Consider the following 15,948-nt stretch of genomic DNA (forward strand, 5'->3'; position numbering starts at 1 on the left):
GTTCCGGGCCGAAGGGCCAGCGAGCATCGCGACTTGAAGTCGAGGGCCCCGCGAGGGGTCCTCGTCGTTTCAGAACATCGTCGAGCGATGGGCGCCGAAACCGGCCATTGCGCCGTCGGACACGGCGAGCGTGACGCTGCCAGCCGCGCGGGCCGCGTCGCCGCAGGCGAAGACGTGGGGCACGCTGGTGTCCTGCATCGGACCGACCTTGATGAACGGTCCCATCGGTCCGTCCTCCATGACGCAGCCGAGCTGCGCGGCGATCGTGCTCGACGGCGTCGTGCGCGGTTGGGTGAAGAGTCCGTCCATCGTCAGCGTCCGGCCATCCCGCAGCACGACGTCGGCGACGCCGTCGATACGAGCGATCGGCGTGGGCTCGACGCGAGTGCCGCGGCGGGCGAACTCATCGAGGTCGTCTGTGCTGGGCTCGTAGGCGCCGTTCAGGAACAGCGTCGGCACGCCCCAGTCCGGCAGCATCATCGCGTGGTGCTGCGCCAGCGGAGACGCGGCGACGATGCCGATGCGGCCCTGGTTCAGCTCGTAGCCATGGCAGTACGGGCAGTGAAAGACGCTGCGTCCCCAACGTTCGGCGAGACCGGGCACGGGCGGCAGCTCATCGCGGACACCGGTGGCGAGGATCAACCGCCCGGCGCTGACCGCGACGTCGCCCACACGGAACTCAAGCCGGCCGTCCGGCGCGACGCGTCCGTCGTCGGCGAGCCCGGACATCCACTGCACGGTCGGATAGAGCCGCAACTGACGGCGCGCTTCCTCCGCAATCGCAGCGGGCGCGCGGCCGTCCTGCGTCAGGAAGCCGTGCGCCTCGCCGCCGTGGTCGTCGACGCATTGGTTGCGTCGCTTCCCCGCGTCGACGACGAGCACTTGACGACGCGCCCGCGCCAGCTGAAGGGCCGCGGCCATGCCGGCATAGCTGCCGCCGATGATGGCGAAATCAATCTTCATGGTGATGCTCCTCGAGCCGATGGGGCGCATGGCCGAGCTCGACCATGCGCTGGTGGAAGTCGCGGGACAGCGTGGCCAGCGTCACCGCGCCGAGCCGCTTCAGCAGGAGCGCTTCGGCTTCCTGCACGGCGTTGCCGAGCGCGTCGTTGACGGCGCGCGCGACGAGGCATTCCGGGTGCTCCTCGCGGAAGCCGAGCGACACCAGCGACGGGCCGCCGAGCGCGTCATGCACGTCACGAAGGGTGATGCGGTCAAGCGGGCACGACAGCACCCAGCCGCCCCCGTGGCCCTTCGCGGAAGCGACGAAGCCCGCTTCGCGCAGGCCGCCCATCAGGCGGCGCAACACAACGGGGTTGGTCTGCATCGCGGCGGCGAGCGATTCGGACGTGGACGGGCCGTCGCCCTCGGCCATGTGCAGCAGCACGTGGAGGACGTCGGACAGCTGGCTGTTGGATTTCATGCAACATTATGAGTTGCGAGAAATTATCAATGTCCGGCGAGGGGGCTTTGTCGCTCGCGCCACATCGGATCTGGGAAGGAACGAAGAGTAGTGCTAGGCTGAGGCAAATTGCCACAGGAGTTCCCATGTCATCGAATTCGGTCCGCGTCAGTGCTGAACTCTTTCAGTCCGCTCAGGAGCAGGGCGAGGCCATGACACGTTCCGCAGCTCAGCAGATCGAGCACTGGGCGCGGCTGGGAAAAGCGCTTGAGGACGCCGGACTGTCGACAGATGAGATGGTTTCAGTGCTCCGTGGGGAGGCCGAATCGGGGGCAGGTTCGAAAGAGCGACGACCGAAGGGCCGGCTGAGCAGCAAGATCGTTCCCGCCGAACAGATGTGGGCTGAGAAGCGCGCCAAGCAGAAGAAGGACATGGAGAACGTCAGGTCCGGGAAGGTTCACGGCATGGCGATGGGATGGTTCTCCGCGAAGCGCATCAACCAGGTCGAAATCCTGGATTCGCCTTACTGAACATGGCCACTTCGCCCAAGCTTCCTGAGGATGAGGCACCGCTGACCGATGCGCAGATCGAGCGCATCTTTGTCAACGCGGGAGAGGACATGGTGCTCGTGGGCGGTCAGGCGCTGCACTTCTGGATGCGCAGATTCGGTATCTCTGCGCGAGGGTTGTCGGTCTCCAACGATGCAGACTTCCTCGGGACCGCCCAGCAGGCCGGTGAACTGGCGGATCGGCTCGGAGCCCACTTCCAGAAGCCTCCGGCATCCGCGCTCACCGCGCTGGTTGCCCAGGTGCGCCTGCCCTTGCGCAAGGGGCTTTTCGGCAACATCGATGTGCTGCATCAGCTCTACACGACCAGCACCCCGAAGAAGACCGTCGAATTCACGCAGCGGGTGAAGCGCAATGCGATGACAGTGAAGTGGACCGAGGATTCATACATCCGTGTCATGGATCCCTTCGACCTTCTGGAGTCCCGCGTGCAGAACGCGGTCGGCTTCGCGAGCGAGCAGATGAAGGGCGCGCATGTCATCACGCAGGCTCGTTGGGCAATCGAAGTGGTCAAGGCGGCGCTTTTCCTGCTCGCTTCCGGGGACGAAGAATTCACCTCGCGCGTGGGACACAAGATCCAGCAGATCGTGCGATTCGCCAGGAGTTCTCCGGGCCGACGCGCGTGGCATGAACTCGGCATCGACGTGCTGGATGCGATCGACGCCGACTTGATTCAGGCGATGGCTCCGACGAGTGCCGTCCAGTTGGTTCATGTACGCGTCATGCAGCGGCGGCGCGCGAAGGAAGGGGGCTAGGGATCCTCACACCTCCCACTGCGGATGCATCTCCCTCACCCTGGTGAGCGCCATCGATGCCGCCGCCGTGCGGGTCTCCACGCCGAGCTTGGCGTGGATGCGCTCCAGGTGTTTCTTCACCGTCGCCGGGCTGGCGCCGAGGATCTCGCCGATGTCGCGGTTGATCTTGCCCTTGACGACCCAGTAGAGCACCTCGGCCTCGCGCGCCGTGAGGCTGAAGGCCAGGCCCAGCGAGCGGATCACCGCAACGTCCGACACCTCGCGCATCACGATCAGCCAGTCGCCGCCGGCCGCCGCACCGACGCCCGCCACGCCGGGCGTGTCCTCGCCGCCGATGCAGTGGTGCAGCCGGAAGCTCAGCCGACGCGCGCCGAGCTCGGCGCACAGCCGCGCCGGCTCCTGCGGCGGCATGCCGTCGGCGGGCGTGTGAGCCGCCATCTCGTCGAGCGTCTTGCGCAGCCACGCCAGCACCGGCGCCGGCGTCTGCGGCGCGATCGTGCCGTAGTAGAGCTGCAGCAGCTCGCGCGCCAGCGGCGTCTGCCACAGCAAGCGGCCCGACGAGGCCCGCACCGCGATGCTCGCGTAGCCGAACGCGTCCAGCGCCTGGCGCGTCTGCCGCGCCTGCCGCGCGCCCTGCAGGTGGACCTGCATCCGCGCCAGCACCGCGCGCGTGTCCAGCGGCTTGGTCACGTAGTCGACGCCGCCGGCCTGCAGCGCGGCGACCAGGTGCTCCGTCTCCGTCAGCCCCGTCATGAAGATGATCGGGATGTGCGCCGTCGCGGGATCCGCCTTCAGCCTCCGCGCGACCTCGAAGCCGTCCATGCCCGGCATCATCGCGTCCAGCAGCACGATGTCCGGCCGGCCCTGCTGCGCGCAGGCGAGGGCGGCCTCGCCGCTGGTCGCCGCCAGCACCGTGTAGCCGTGCTCGTCCAGCGCGTCATGCAGCAGCGACAGGTTGTCGGGCACGTCGTCCACCATCAGGACACGATCGCCTTGCTGCTGATCCAGCAGCGCCGCCACGGCGGAAGGAAGCGAAGAGTTCATCGCAGGTCGTCCAACATCTGTCGCGGTCACGGCCACGCTCACCGTCATGGCCGCGCTCACGCGGGGTTCTCGCTGCGCGCCAGGCCGCGCAGCATCGCCTCGAACTGGAACTGCCGCGCCAAGGCGCGCTGAGCCTCGCAGAACGGGCGCCACGCGCCATCGACCGCCTCGATCGCATCGAGCTGCTGCAGCACGCCGCGGTAGTAGCCGAGCTGCAGCGCCTCGCGCAGTCCGGTCAGGCGCTCGGCCGGCGGCGTCTCGACCGGCTTGGCGGCCGGCTGAGGGTCGGGCGTTGCGCGTTCGGACCCGACGCGCCAGGACAGCGACAGCTGCTCGGTCAGCCAGTCCAGCAGCAGCTCGTGCCGGACCGGCTTGAGGATGAAGTCGCGCGCGGAGATGCCGGCATCATTGTCCTGGCCGCGCTCGAACGCGTTCGCCGACACCACCGCCACGGCCGGCGCGTTCACGCCGAGCTCGCCCAACATCCGCCGCAGCCGCCGGATCGTTTCCCAGCCGTCGATGCCCGGCATCGCCAGGTCCATCAGCACCGCGTCCGGCACCCAGCCGGCGGCGACGAGGTCCAGCGCGTCGTGGCCGCTCGACGCGTCGCGCACCGTGAAGCCGAGCGGCTCCAGCAACTCGGTCAGCAGCTGGCGATCGTCCGATTCGTTGTCGACGATCAGCACCCGCGGCGAGACGCCGTCCAGACCGAGGCGCTCCTTCGCCGCGCGGCGCATGCGCGGCGTGTCCCAGATGCGGCCGTGCAGCTCCGGCAGGAACAGCCGCACGCGGAAGGTCGAGCCGCTGCCGGGCTCGCTGGTCGCCGACATCTCGCCGCCCATCAGCGCCGTCAGCATCTTCGAGATCGTCAGGCCCAGCCCCGCGCCGGGCGCGCCGCCGGCGCCGCTGGTGCCGCGGGCGAAGGGCTCGAAGATGCGCGCCAGTTCCGCCGCGTCCATGCCGGGGCCGGTGTCGGCGATTTCCAGCGTCGCCATCTCGCGGCCGTGCCGCACGCGCAGCGTGACCTCGCCCTCGGTGGTGAACTTGATGGCGTTGCCCAGCAGGTTGATCAGGATCTGACGCAGCCGCTGCTCGTCCGCGCGGACCCACTCGGGCAGCGTGCCCTGCGGTTCGAAGCGGAAGCGCAGGCCCTTCGCCGCGGCCTGCGGCTCGAACATGTCGGCCAGCTCGCGCAGCAGCTCGTCGAAGCGCACTGGCGCGGGCTCCAGGCTGAGCCGGCCGGCCTCGATGCGCGCGATGTCCAACGTGCCGTCGATCAGCTGCATCAGGTGCTCGCCGCCGCGCTTGATGACCTGCACCGCCTGGCGCCGCTGCGGCGGCAGCGAGGCGTCCGCCGCCATCAGCTGCGCGTAGCCGAGGATGCTGTTGAGCGGCGTGCGCAGTTCATGGCTGATGGTGCTGATGTAGCGGCTCTTGGCCTGGTTGGCGGCTTCGGCGGCAGCCTGCGCGCGCTCGGCCTGCAAGCGCGCGCCCTGCAGTGCCTCGTCGGTGCGGCGGTGCGAGGCGATCTCGCGCATCAGCGCCTGCGTCTGCCGCTTCGATTCCTCCTGCGCGACCTCGCGGCTCTGATGCGCGAGCACCAGCCACCACGCGACCGTGCCCGCCACCAGCAGCAGCGCGAAGAAGGCCTTCAACATGCCTGCCTTCAGGCTGGCGCGGAGTGCGTCCTGCGCGGCGGCGTCGATGAGCGGCAGCTGCTGCAGCTGCTGGTGATAGAGCAGCCCGAACAGCGTCGCCAGCAGCGGCGTGAGGACCAGCATCAACAGCAGGTAGTGGCCGAGGCCGGTGTCGATGTAGCGCCAGCTGCGCTGCGGCAGCACGCGGCGCAGCGCGGCGGTCCATTGCGCGGACAGGCTCGCGTGCGGCTTGCACAGGTCGCCGCAGCGCGCGTCCAGCGTGCAGCACAGGGAGCAGATCGGACCGCGATAGGCCGGGCAGTGCGCCATGTCCGGGCCTTCGTAGTCGCGTTCGCAGATCACGCAGCGGCGCACGCCCTCGGCCGTTTCCGTCTGCAGCCCTGCGGCCTGGATCTCCGCCAGCGGCCGTGCGAGGTAGTAGCGCCCCTTCGTCGCCCACGCGATCAAGGGCGCGGTGACCAGCGCCGTCACCATCGCGATCGCCGCGGACCACGCCTGCGCCAGGTCGCCCATCATCCCGAGGTGCGCCGCCACCGACAGCACCGACGCCAGCGCCATCGCGCCGACGCCGACCGGGTTCACGTCGTACAGATGGGCGCGCTTGAACTCGATGCCCGGCGGCGACAGACCCAGCGGCTTGTTGATCACCAGGTCCGCGACGACGGCCATGATCCACGCGATGGCGACGTTGGCGTAGAGCCCGAGCACATGCCCGAGCGCCTCGAACACGTTCATCGACATCAGCATGAAGGCGATGAGCGTGTTGAACACGACCCAGACGACGCGGCCCGGATGGCTGTGGGTCAGCCGCGAGAAGAAGTTGCTCCACGCCAGCGAGCCCGCGTAGGCGTTGGTGACGTTGATCTTGAGCTGCGAGACGACGACGAACAGCGCCGTCACCGCGACCGCCCAGCCGTATTGCGGGAACACGTACTCGTAGGCGGCGAGGTACATCTGGTTGGGATCGACCGCGCGCTCGGCGGGCACCGCGTGGCTGACGGCCAGGTAGGCGAGCAGCGCACCGCCCAGCATCTTCAGCACTCCGAGCACGATCCAGCCCGGCCCGCCGGCCAGCACCGCGGCCCACCAGCGCAGGCGGTTCTCCTTCGTCTGGCGGGGCATGAAGCGCAGGTAGTCGGCCTGCTCGCCCATCTGGGTGATGAGCGCCACGCCGACGGTCAGCGCCGCACCGAAGGCGTGCACGTCGAAGGCCGCCGTGCCCGACTGCGACCCAATCTGGGTCGTGATGCCGTCGAACGCACCAGGATGAAGCCACCCGACCCAGGCGAAAGGCAGCACCAGCAGCGCCAGCCACAGCGGCTGCGTCCACAGCTGCAGCCGGCTGATCGCCGAGATCCCATGCGTCACCAGCGGAATCACCACCACCGCGCAGATCAGGTATCCCCACTGCGGCGGGATGTCCAGCGCCAGCTCCAGCGCGTAGGCCATCACCGCCGCCTCGAGCGCGAAGAAGATGAAGGTGAAACTCGCGTAGATCAGCGAGGTCAGCGTGGAGCCGATGTAGCCAAAGCCCGCGCCACGCGTCAGCAGGTCCATGTCGACGCCGTGCCGCGCCGCATAGACGCTGATCGGCAGCCCGGCCAGGAAAATGATCAGCCCGGTCGCCAGGATCGCCAGCGCGGCATTGGTCCAGCCGTAATGCAGCAGCAGCGTCGCGCCTACCGCCTCCAGGATCAAGAAGGACGCCGCACCGAAAGCCGTGTTGGCCACGCGCCAGGTCGACCAGCGGCGGAAACGGTGCGGCGTGTAGCGCAGCGCGTAGTCCTCCAGCGTCTCCCTCGCCACCCAGGCGTTGTAGTCCCGCCGCAGCTTGATGATGTGCTGCGGGGCGTCCTGAGGAGGGAGGGGAGCATCCATGGGCGGGGTGCCTGGGAAATGCACGAAACATGCCGGGACCGGGCGCGCCGGCCGAGGGACCGGGGGCCGTTTCCTCCGTGTCCCTCCTTCAACTGCCTCCCGGCAGTCGAATTCCCTCCTTGACCTCCGGAAACGGCCCCCGGTCCCTCGGCCTTCGATACGCTCGTGGTGCTCCGCCCTCTTGCCCCCCCGTGCGTCGACACGCGCGTGGCGCGCCTCCACCCTCTTACCCCCTCTCCCGCTTGCGGGAGAGGGTAGGGGTGAGGGCCAGCGGCCGCGGCAGTAACGCGGCCCGCCGCACCGGCATGGGGCTTGCTAGAGGAGGGAGACCATGGAATTGACGCCTCGCGAAAAAGACAAGCTGCTGATCTTCACCGCCGCGCTGCTCGCCGAGCGGCGAAAGGCGCGAGGCCTGAAGCTCAACTATCCGGAAGCCGTCGCCTTCCTCAGCGCCGCCGTGATGGAAGGCGCCCGCGACGGCAAGACCGTCGCCCAGATGATGAAAGAGGGCCGCGAGCTCCTCACCCGCGACGACGTCATGGATGGCGTCCCGGAAATGATCCCCGACATCCAGGTCGAAGCCACCTTCCCCGACGGCACCAAGCTCGTCACCGTCCACCAGCCGATCCCCTGATCGCGGATCTCCGATCCCAGATCCCCCGATCAATTGATTCCCTTGAGGACAGCGATGACCGCACGACTCCTTCCCGCGTCCCTCGCCGACGCCGCCGTGACCGCCCTCCAGGCGCTCGCCCTGACCGTCGCCGCCGTGCTCCCCGTCTTCGTCTTCGCCCACACCGGCGACGGCAGCCTGCACGACCACGGCACGCAGAGCGCCGGCGCCGCCTTCGGCGAAGGCTTCACCCATCCGTTCACCGGCCTCGATCACCTCGCCGCGATGCTCGCCGTCGGCCTGTGGAGCGCGCTGACGCAGACCGGCCGTCGCATGCTGGCCGCGCCGTTCGCGTTCGCGGGCCTGCTGCTGGCGGGCGCGTTGGTCGGTCTCGCGCTGGCCGACGAAGGACTGCAGGTGCCAGGTGTTGAGCCGATGGTCGCCGCGTCGGTGCTGGTGCTTGGGCTGGTCGCCGCGGCGCGCTGGCGCCTGGGCGCGACGATGTCGGCCGCGCTGGTCGGCGCGTTCGCGGTCTTCCACGGCCTGGCGCATGGCGCCGAGCTGCAGGGCAGTGCAGCGCTCGCCGGCATGGTGCTCGCGACCGCGCTGCTGCATGCGGGCGGTCTCGCTCTCGGACTGAAGCTGCGTTCGCTCGCGCCGGTCTGGTCGCGCGCCGCGGGCGGCGCGATCGCGCTGCTCGGCCTGGGTCTGGTCGCTCGGATGGTGGTCGCATGACGCCCGGCGAGCTGCTGGTCGACGACGGCGAACTCGCGCTCAATCCGGGCCGCCGCACGCTCGTGCTGACCGTGGTCAACGGCGCGGACCGGCCCATCCAGGTCGGCTCCCACTATCACTTCGCAGAAACGAACGGCGCGCTGGTCTTCGACCGCGAGGCCGCGCGGGGCATGCGCCTGAACATCGCGTCCGGCACCGCCGTGCGCTTCGAACCCGGCCAGCAGCGCACCGTGGAGCTGGTCGACTACGCCGGCAGCCGCGAGATCTGGGGATTCCGCGGCCTGATCCAGGGAGCGCTGTGATGGCCCGCATCGGCAAACGCGCCTACGCCGAGATGTTCGGCCCGACCGTCGGCGACCGCGTCCGGCTGGCCGACACGGCGCTGGTCATCGAGGTCGAGCAAGACCTGACCCTGCGCGCCGGCGGCTACGGCGAGGAAGTGAAGTTCGGCGGCGGCAAGACGATCCGCGACGGCATGGCCCAGTCGCAGCGCACGCGCGCGCAGGGCGCCGTCGACACGGTGCTGACGAATGCGCTGATCCTCGACCATTGGGGCATCGTGAAGGCGGACATCGGCCTGAAGGACCATCGCATCGTCGCGATCGGCAAGGCCGGCAACCCGGACACGCAGCCGGGCGTGGACATCGTCATCGGCCCTGGCACCGAGGTCATCGCCTGCGAGGGCGCGATCGTGACCGCCGGCGCGATCGATTCGCACATCCACTTCATCTGCCCGCAGCAGATCGAGGAAGCGCTGGCCAGCGGCGTGACGACGATGCTGGGCGGCGGCACCGGTCCGGCGACCGGCACCTTCGCGACGACCTGCACGCCGGGCCCGTGGCACATTGAACGCATGCTGCAGGCGGCCGACGCGTTCCCGATGAACCTCGGCTTTCTCGGCAAGGGCAACGCGAGCCGGCCCGAGGGGCTGGTCGAGCAGATCGAGGCCGGCGCGATCGGCCTGAAGCTGCACGAGGACTGGGGCACGACGCCGGCGGCGATCTCCAACTGCCTGGACGTGGCCGAGGTCACCGACACGCAGGTGGCGATCCACACGGACACGCTCAACGAGAGCGGCTTCGTCGAGGACACGGTGGCCGCCTTCAAGGGCCGCACGATCCACACCTTCCATACCGAGGGCGCGGGCGGCGGCCATGCGCCGGACATCCTGAAGGTCGTCGGCGAGGCCAACGTGCTGCCGAGCTCGACCAACCCGACGCGGCCGTACACGATCAACACGCTCGACGAGCACGTCGACATGCTGATGGTGTGCCACCACCTGGACCCCGCGATCGCGGAGGACCTGGCCTTCGCCGAGAGCCGCATCCGCAAGGAGACGATCGCGGCCGAGGACATCCTGCACGACCTCGGCGCGATCAGCATGTTCAGCTCGGACTCTCAGGCGATGGGTCGCGTGGGCGAGGTGGTGCTGCGCTGCTGGCAGACCGCGCACAAGATGAAGCAGCAGCGCGGCCGGTTACCCGGCGACAGTGAACGCCACGACAACGGCCGCGTGAAGCGCTATGTCGCGAAGCTCGCGATCAATCCGGCGATCGCGCACGGCGTGAGCCACGAGGTCGGCAGCATCGAGGTCGGCAAGTGGGCCGACCTGGTGATCTGGAAGCCGGCCTTCTTCGGCGTGAAGCCGTCGCTGATCCTCAAGGGCGGCGTGATCGCGATGGCCGCGATGGGCGATCCGAACGCGTCGATCCCGACGCCGCAGCCGGTGCATTACCGGCCGATGTTCGGGAGCTTCGGCGGCTCGCTGGCGCGGGCTTCGCTGAGCTTCGTGTCGCAGTCGGCGATCGCGGCCGGCATGCCGGAGCGTTACGGCTTGGCCAAGACCGCGGTCGCGGTGAAGGGCATCCGCGGCGTGGGCAAGAAGGACATGGTCCACAATGCCTACGCCCCGCGGATGGAGGTCGATCCCCAGACCTATGCGGTGCGCGCCGACGGCCTGCTGCTGCACTGCGAGCCCGCCTCGGTGCTTCCGATGGCGCAGCGCTACTTTCTGTTCTGAATGATCCAAGTCTCCAAACTGCTGGCCCAGGGCGCCGGCCTGGCCCCCGTGCTGCTCAAGCGCGCCGCCGCCGTGACGCTCGACTGGGACACGCGCCAGAAAAGCCGCTTCCAGGTCACCGACAGCCAGGGCCGCGAGCTCGGCGTCTTCCTGCCGCGCGGCACGGTGGTGCGCGGCGGCGACGTGCTGGTGGCCGAGGACGGCTCGCTGGTCCGCGTCGTCGCGGCGCCGCAGGTGCTGCTGCGGATCACCGCCTGCACCGCGCACGGCTCGCCCTTCGACCTGGTGCGCGCCGCGTATCACCTCGGCAACCGCCACGTGCAGATCGAGCTGAAGCCGGATCACCTCAAGATCGAGCCCGATCACGTGCTCGCCGACATGCTGCGTGCGATGCACCTGATCGTGAACGAAGTAGAGGAAGGCTTCGAGCCCGAAGCCGGTGCGTACGCGGCCGGTGGCCATGCGCACGGTCACGCGCATGCGCATGACGACGGGCATTCGCACGGCCACTCGCACGGACACGACCACGGCAAGGACCACGCGCACGAGCACGGCCATGCGCATTCGCATGATCACGGCCACGCGCACGACCACAAGCCCGCGGCCAAGAAGACCATCGCGATCCAGGCCGCTCCGGCCCCGCACGTGCACGGCCCGGGCTGTGGACACGATCACTGATCCCGTCACCGATCCCGTCCCGCCGCAGCTGCGGCTGACCTGGCTCGCGTCGCCGGCCTTGCCGATCGGCGCGTTCTCGTATTCGGAGGTGCTGGAGGCGGCGGTCGAGCACGGCCTCGTGCACGACGACGTCAGCGCCGGTGCGTGGCTGAGCCAGCAGCTGCGGCTGCTCGCGCGCGGCGACCTGGCGGCGATCGCGCAGGGCATCACGGCCTGGCGCACTGGCGACGAGTCCGCGCTGCGCGAGCTCGCCCGCTGGCTGCGCACGACGCGCGATGGCGCCGAGGCGCGCCTGCAGAGCGAGCAGATGGGGCAGTCGCTGCTGGTCTGGCTGCGCGGCCAGCCGATGGCCTCGCCCGGGCAGCTTGCGCTGCTCGTCGAGTGCGGCGAGGGCCAGCCGATGCCCCATGCCTTCGTGATGTCGCTCGCGCTCGCGACGATCGACGTCCCGGTGGAGCAGGCCTTGTTCTCGCAGGCCTTCGGCTGGGCCGAGAACCAGGTCCAGGCCGCCCTCAAGGCGGTGCCGCTGGGCCAGACCGCGGGCCAGCGCGTGCTGACGCGGCTCGCGTCCGAGATCCCCGCCGCGGTGGCCGAGGCCATCGCCACGCCGCCCGCGCGGCGGCAGCTGTTCGCGCCGATGCTGTCCGTCCTCGCGGCGCGCCACGAAACCCAGTACTCCCGATTGTTCCGATCATGAGCACGACCTCTTCTCCGACCACCGCGGCTTCCGCCCTCCATCACATCCCCGGCCGCACGAAGCGGCTGCCGCCCTTGCGCGTCGGCATCGGCGGTCCGGTCGGTTCCGGCAAGACGACGCTGCTGGAGATGCTCTGCAAGGCGATGCGCGACAAGTGGGACCTGGTCGCGATCACCAACGACATCTACACGAAGGAAGACCAGCGCCTGCTGACGATCAGCGGCGCGCTGCCCGCCGAGCGCATCCTGGGCGTGGAGACGGGCGGCTGCCCGCATACCGCGATCCGCGAGGACGCGTCGATCAACCTCGAGGCGATCGACCGCATGCTGGTCCAGTTCCCCAACGCGGACGTCGTGTTCATCGAGTCCGGCGGCGACAACCTCGCCGCGACCTTCAGCCCGGAGCTGAGCGACCTGACGATCTACGTCATCGACGTCGCGGCCGGCGAGAAGATCCCGCGCAAGGGCGGGCCCGGCATCACGAAGAGCGACCTGTTCGTGATCAACAAGACCGACCTCGCGCCGCATGTCGGCGCTGATCTCGAGGTCATGCGCTCCGACACCCAACGGATGCGGCCGACGCGGCCCTTCGTGATGACCAACCTCAAGACCCTCAGCGGGCTGGACGAGGTGGTCGCCTTCATCGAGCACACGGGCATGCTGGGCACCGCCTGACCCCCTTGCATCGCCGCCGGGAGCCTCCGGTCGCCCGACCACGCCCGAAGGAGGGAAGAACCCGTCCCCTGACCGCCGGACTGATGGGCGATGCATCCTTCCGCCTCGTTCACCTCCACGGCGTCGTCGGCCTCTTCCTGGGGCGACGACAGCCGGCCCATCCTGCCGCCCCCGCGCGCCGCCGCGTCTTCCGTCCGGCCGTCCCGCAGTCCGCCGATATCGGAGGCAGTGCCGACATCGCCACCGTCGCCGGGCTCCCCCACGTCGGAGGCGCTCCTGATCGACGGCGCGCTCGAGGCCCTCGGGCCGCGCGGCGTGGACGAGACCGCGGTGCTGGTCCGGCAGCTGGTCCGCGGCGTCGATCTGCAGGTCGTGCGAGGCTCGCCAGGCGAGGGGGTGGACCGCTTCGTCCGCGACGGCGAATGGCGGGACCTGCCACGGGACCTGCGCGGACCCGCGGCCCAGGCGCTCGAACAGGAGCGTGACCGCGACTGCCCGAGCGGCCGGCTGCGCGCGTTCATCGCGGCGCTGGGACGGGCGGCGATCAACCTCGCCCACTGCGGGGCGCGCAACTTCGCGTCGGTGGCGCTGCCCACGATGGCGCGCCAGGCCATCGGCCGCGCGCTGGATCTGGCGTTGAGCGACGGCGTGTCCGAGGCGGCGCGCACCTGGCTGTCCTGCGGTGCGCTCGCGGTCCCGGTGGTCGGCCAGGCCGTGCTGTTCATCCGCGACGAGGCCCGCGGCGAGGCGACGCGGTACTCCCGCGCCACGCGCGTCGCGCTGATGGCGTTGCCGGCGGGGGCGTGCGCGCTCGGCGCCTCGACCGGCACGATGCTGTTCGCCGGCACGCGCTTCGCGGAAGCGGTGCTCTATCCGCTGATGCGCGACAGCATCCAGGCGCGGTGGCCGATGTTCACCGAACCCGACAGCGGCCCGACGCGGAGCTCGCTCGCGCTCGCGGGGCTCGGTTATGCGATCAACCAGCTGGCGGTGAGCCGCGTGTTCAGCGCCGCACCCGATCTGGATCTGGACGCGCACGCGTTGCTGCCGGGCGGCATCGCGCTGCGCGGCCTGTCCAACTGGGGCGGCGAGGCGCTCGACCTCTGGACCCTGCTGATGATGCACCACGCCTGCCGCCATGGCTTCGGCACGCAGGTCCGCATGCGCATCGGGCAGGGCAGCCTGCCCGAGGCGATGCGCTCGCAGCGTCACTGGGACACGATGGCCGCGCGGGGCTGCTTCGTCGCGAGCCTCAACCAGCTCTACGACTCGCTGCTGGATGATCGGACGATGGCGCGATGGGTGCGTCCGACCTTCGGCGCCAGCGCGCAGGTGGCCGGGGACTGGCTCACCGAATTGATCGTCGGCAGCCTGACGGCGCCGAGCTACCTGTTCTGGACCGACCCCTTGCATTCACGCGGCGTGGAGTTGCAGACGCTGGACGAGCAGAACCGCGGACTGCCGCCGCCGCGCCAGTACGCGGGCAACAACGCGGAGCCGGCGGTGGCGTCGGACGAGCGCGCCGGCGGGGTGGCGCTGACGGCATTCCGCCGTCCGCCGCGCCCGTAAAAAAGCCGCCGGTCGTGGGACCGGCGGCTGAAGGTGGAAGAGCGCGCCCGAATGCGCTCGGCGCGGCGGCGAACGCCGCGCCGATGGGGATGAATCAAGCCACCTGCGGCGTCACCCCGCCGCCGTCCTTGCCCTTGGTGTCGTCGTCGTCATGGCCGCCGGCGGGCTTGGCGCCCTTGCGGTTGGCCAGGACGAACGCGATGAACTGCCACACGATGAACACCGAGATGATCCCCAGCAGCGTCGCGCTGATCGGGCGCTGCACGAAGACGTCGAAGTGGCCGCGGCTGATCAGCATCGCGCGGCGGAAGTTCTCTTCCAGCATCGGGCCCAGGATGAAGCCCAGCATCAGCGGCGCGGGGTCCATGTCCAGCCGCATGAAGATGTAGCCGGCCAGGCCGAAGGCCGCGGTGACGAAGATGTCGTCCAGGTTGTTGTTGACGCTGAAGGTGCCGATGCAGCAGAAGAACAGGATCGACGGGAACAGCACGTGATACGGGATCTTGAAGACCGACAGCCAGTAGCGCACCAGCGGCACGTTCAGCACGACCAGGAACACGTTGCCCACCCACATCGAGGCGACCAGGCCCCAGAAGATGTCCGGGTGTCCGGCGATCATGTTGGGTCCCGGCTGGATGCCCTTGATGATGAACGCGGCCATCATCAGCGCCATCACCGGGTTCTCCGGGATGCCGATGCTCATCAGCGGGATGAAGCTGGTGCGGGCGGCGGCCTCGTCGGCCGCGGCCTGGCCGGCCACGCCCTCGATGGCGCCGTCGCCGATCTCGTGGCGGTACTTGCTGACCTTCTTGTCGACGGCGTAGGCCGCGAACTGCGCGATCGTCGGGCCGCCGCCGGGCAGGATGCCCAGGATCGAGCCCACCACGCTGCCGCGCAGCGCGCTGGGGATGATGCGCTTGAACTCGGGCCAGGTCGGCATCAGGTGGATCTTGCCGTTGAAGGGCGTGCGCTCGTTCTTCGCATCCAGGTTCTTGGAGATCTCGGCGATGCCGAAGCAGCCCAGCGCGATGCTCACCAGGCCCACGCCTTCCGCGAGGAAGGGCATGTCGAAGGTGTAGCGCTCCATGCCGCTGTTGACGTCGGTGCCGATCTGGCCGAAGAGCACGCCGATCAGGCACATCGCCAGCCCGTTGAGCAGGCTGCCGGTGGTCACGAAGCTCACGCACAGGAAGCCCAGCAGCATCAGCGAGCAGTAGTCGGCCGGACCGAACAGGAAGGCCACCTCGCCCAGCGTCGGCGCCAGGCAGGCCAGCACGATGATGGCGACGGTGCCGCCGATGAAGCTCGAGATGCCCGCAGTGAACAGGGCCAGCCCGGTCTTCCCCTTCAAGGTCATCTGGTACCCGTCGATGCAGGCCACGATGGAGCTGGCATGCGGGATCTTCATCGTGATGGCGCTGACGCTGTCGCCGTACTGCGCGCCGTAGTAGATGCCGGCGAGCATGATCAGCGCGCCGTTGACGGGGATGGAGTAGGTCAGCGGCAGCAGCACGCTGATCGTGGCCAGCGGGCCGAGGCCCGGCAGCAGGCCCACGAGGGTGCCGACGACGCAGCCGATCGCGCAGAACATCAGGTTCTGCCAGGTCAGCGCGTGCTCGAAGCCGAAGGCGAGGTTGTGCAGGATTTCCATGATCGGTG

General features: G+C 69.5%; 15 protein-coding genes. 10 read left to right on the forward strand and 5 right to left on the reverse strand.

Going from position 1 to position 15,948, the window contains the following annotated elements; genetic code table 11:
• Nucleotides 1–69: 69 nt before the first annotated feature.
• The gene (locus ACQ4L4_RS28390; protein WP_431102107.1) at nt 70–963 is read right to left on the reverse strand and encodes an NAD(P)/FAD-dependent oxidoreductase; all 894 of its coding nucleotides are present in this window, start codon (nt 961–963) and stop codon (nt 70–72) included.
• Nucleotides 953–1,423: an Rrf2 family transcriptional regulator gene (locus ACQ4L4_RS28395; RefSeq protein WP_377156955.1), complete on the reverse strand. Its 471-nt coding sequence runs from the start codon at nt 1,421–1,423 to the stop codon at nt 953–955. The genes ACQ4L4_RS28390 and ACQ4L4_RS28395 overlap by 11 nt, the downstream gene beginning before the upstream one ends.
• A 125-nt stretch (nt 1,424–1,548) precedes the next feature.
• On the opposite strand from ACQ4L4_RS28395, the gene ACQ4L4_RS28400 reads away from it, so the two are divergent.
• Entirely contained in the window at nt 1,549–1,932 is a 384-nt protein-coding gene (locus ACQ4L4_RS28400) for a TA system antitoxin ParD family protein (RefSeq protein WP_431102108.1), read from the forward strand.
• A 2-nt stretch (nt 1,933–1,934) separates the two neighbouring features.
• Complete coding sequence (locus tag ACQ4L4_RS28405; protein ID WP_431102109.1) at nt 1,935–2,723, forward strand: hypothetical protein; 789 nt, start codon at nt 1,935–1,937, stop codon at nt 2,721–2,723.
• 6 nt (nt 2,724–2,729) lie between these two features.
• Here the strand turns inward: ACQ4L4_RS28405 and ACQ4L4_RS28410 are convergent, their stop codons facing one another.
• A complete protein-coding gene (locus ACQ4L4_RS28410; protein WP_431102110.1) occupies nt 2,730–3,767 on the reverse strand; it encodes a response regulator in 1,038 nt (345 codons plus the stop codon).
• Between the two features lie 56 nt (nt 3,768–3,823).
• Nucleotides 3,824–7,303 carry a hybrid sensor histidine kinase/response regulator gene (locus ACQ4L4_RS28415; RefSeq protein ID WP_431102111.1) on the reverse strand — a complete coding sequence of 1,160 codons (3,480 nt, stop codon included), beginning with the start codon at nt 7,301–7,303 and terminating at the stop codon, nt 3,824–3,826.
• A gap of 331 nt (nt 7,304–7,634) precedes the next feature.
• On the opposite strand from ACQ4L4_RS28415, the gene ACQ4L4_RS28420 reads away from it, so the two are divergent.
• The 8 genes from ACQ4L4_RS28420 (at nt 7,635) to ACQ4L4_RS28455 (ending at nt 14,289) form a co-directional block, all read left to right on the forward strand.
• The gene (locus ACQ4L4_RS28420) at nt 7,635–7,937 is read left to right on the forward strand and encodes an urease subunit gamma (RefSeq protein ID WP_067283776.1); all 303 of its coding nucleotides are present in this window, start codon (nt 7,635–7,637) and stop codon (nt 7,935–7,937) included.
• Nucleotides 7,938–7,991: 54 nt separating this feature from the next.
• Nucleotides 7,992–8,651: a HupE/UreJ family protein gene (locus ACQ4L4_RS28425; RefSeq protein WP_431102112.1), complete on the forward strand. Its 660-nt coding sequence runs from the start codon at nt 7,992–7,994 to the stop codon at nt 8,649–8,651.
• Entirely contained in the window at nt 8,648–8,953 is a 306-nt protein-coding gene (locus tag ACQ4L4_RS28430; protein ID WP_297528887.1) for an urease subunit beta, read from the forward strand. Before ACQ4L4_RS28425 ends, ACQ4L4_RS28430 begins: the two co-directional genes overlap by 4 nt.
• The gene (gene ureC, locus ACQ4L4_RS28435; protein WP_431102113.1) at nt 8,953–10,671 is read left to right on the forward strand and encodes an urease subunit alpha; all 1,719 of its coding nucleotides are present in this window, start codon (nt 8,953–8,955) and stop codon (nt 10,669–10,671) included. The genes ACQ4L4_RS28430 and ureC overlap by 1 nt, the downstream gene beginning before the upstream one ends.
• Nucleotides 10,672–11,349: an urease accessory protein UreE gene (gene ureE / locus ACQ4L4_RS28440; RefSeq protein WP_431102114.1), complete on the forward strand. Its 678-nt coding sequence runs from the start codon at nt 10,672–10,674 to the stop codon at nt 11,347–11,349. It begins immediately after the preceding gene.
• Complete coding sequence (locus ACQ4L4_RS28445; protein WP_431102115.1) at nt 11,333–12,046, forward strand: urease accessory protein UreF; 714 nt, start codon at nt 11,333–11,335, stop codon at nt 12,044–12,046. The genes ureE and ACQ4L4_RS28445 overlap by 17 nt, the downstream gene beginning before the upstream one ends.
• Nucleotides 12,043–12,720 (forward strand): urease accessory protein UreG, encoded by a 678-nt coding sequence (gene ureG / locus ACQ4L4_RS28450; RefSeq protein ID WP_431102117.1) that lies wholly within the window; start codon nt 12,043–12,045, stop codon nt 12,718–12,720. The genes ACQ4L4_RS28445 and ureG overlap by 4 nt, the downstream gene beginning before the upstream one ends.
• Before the next feature lie 90 nt (nt 12,721–12,810).
• On the forward strand, nt 12,811–14,289 hold the full coding sequence (locus ACQ4L4_RS28455) for a hypothetical protein (protein WP_431102118.1): 1,479 nt from the start codon (nt 12,811–12,813) through the stop codon (nt 14,287–14,289).
• Nucleotides 14,290–14,383: 94 nt separating this feature from the next.
• On the opposite strand, the gene ACQ4L4_RS28460 is transcribed toward ACQ4L4_RS28455, so the two are convergent.
• A complete protein-coding gene (locus tag ACQ4L4_RS28460; protein ID WP_431102119.1) occupies nt 14,384–15,940 on the reverse strand; it encodes a tripartite tricarboxylate transporter permease in 1,557 nt (518 codons plus the stop codon).
• Nucleotides 15,941–15,948 lie beyond the last annotated feature (8 nt).

The organism is Roseateles noduli (genome assembly GCF_050626985.1).
GTDB lineage: Bacteria > Pseudomonadota > Gammaproteobacteria > Burkholderiales > Burkholderiaceae_C > Roseateles > Roseateles noduli_A.

Excerpts from the sequence above, each read along its gene's own strand:
- ureE (WP_431102114.1), top strand. The coding sequence starts at position 10,672 with ATGATCCAAGTCTCCAAACTGCTGGCCCAGGGCGCCGGCCTGGCCCCC.
- ACQ4L4_RS28395 (WP_377156955.1), bottom strand. The coding sequence starts at position 1,423 with ATGAAATCCAACAGCCAGCTGTCCGACGTCCTCCACGTGCTGCTGCAC.
- ACQ4L4_RS28455 (WP_431102118.1), top strand. The coding sequence starts at position 12,811 with ATGCATCCTTCCGCCTCGTTCACCTCCACGGCGTCGTCGGCCTCTTCC.
- ACQ4L4_RS28460 (WP_431102119.1), bottom strand. The coding sequence starts at position 15,940 with ATGGAAATCCTGCACAACCTCGCCTTCGGCTTCGAGCACGCGCTGACC.
- ACQ4L4_RS28410 (WP_431102110.1), bottom strand. The coding sequence starts at position 3,767 with ATGAACTCTTCGCTTCCTTCCGCCGTGGCGGCGCTGCTGGATCAGCAG.
- ACQ4L4_RS28390 (WP_431102107.1), bottom strand. The coding sequence starts at position 963 with ATGAAGATTGATTTCGCCATCATCGGCGGCAGCTATGCCGGCATGGCC.
- ureC (WP_431102113.1), top strand. The coding sequence starts at position 8,953 with ATGGCCCGCATCGGCAAACGCGCCTACGCCGAGATGTTCGGCCCGACC.
- ACQ4L4_RS28405 (WP_431102109.1), top strand. The coding sequence starts at position 1,935 with ATGGCCACTTCGCCCAAGCTTCCTGAGGATGAGGCACCGCTGACCGAT.
- ACQ4L4_RS28400 (WP_431102108.1), top strand. The coding sequence starts at position 1,549 with ATGTCATCGAATTCGGTCCGCGTCAGTGCTGAACTCTTTCAGTCCGCT.
- ACQ4L4_RS28425 (WP_431102112.1), top strand. The coding sequence starts at position 7,992 with ATGACCGCACGACTCCTTCCCGCGTCCCTCGCCGACGCCGCCGTGACC.
- ACQ4L4_RS28415 (WP_431102111.1), bottom strand. The coding sequence starts at position 7,303 with ATGGATGCTCCCCTCCCTCCTCAGGACGCCCCGCAGCACATCATCAAG.
- ureG (WP_431102117.1), top strand. The coding sequence starts at position 12,043 with ATGAGCACGACCTCTTCTCCGACCACCGCGGCTTCCGCCCTCCATCAC.
- ACQ4L4_RS28430 (WP_297528887.1), top strand. The coding sequence starts at position 8,648 with ATGACGCCCGGCGAGCTGCTGGTCGACGACGGCGAACTCGCGCTCAAT.
- ACQ4L4_RS28420 (WP_067283776.1), top strand. The coding sequence starts at position 7,635 with ATGGAATTGACGCCTCGCGAAAAAGACAAGCTGCTGATCTTCACCGCC.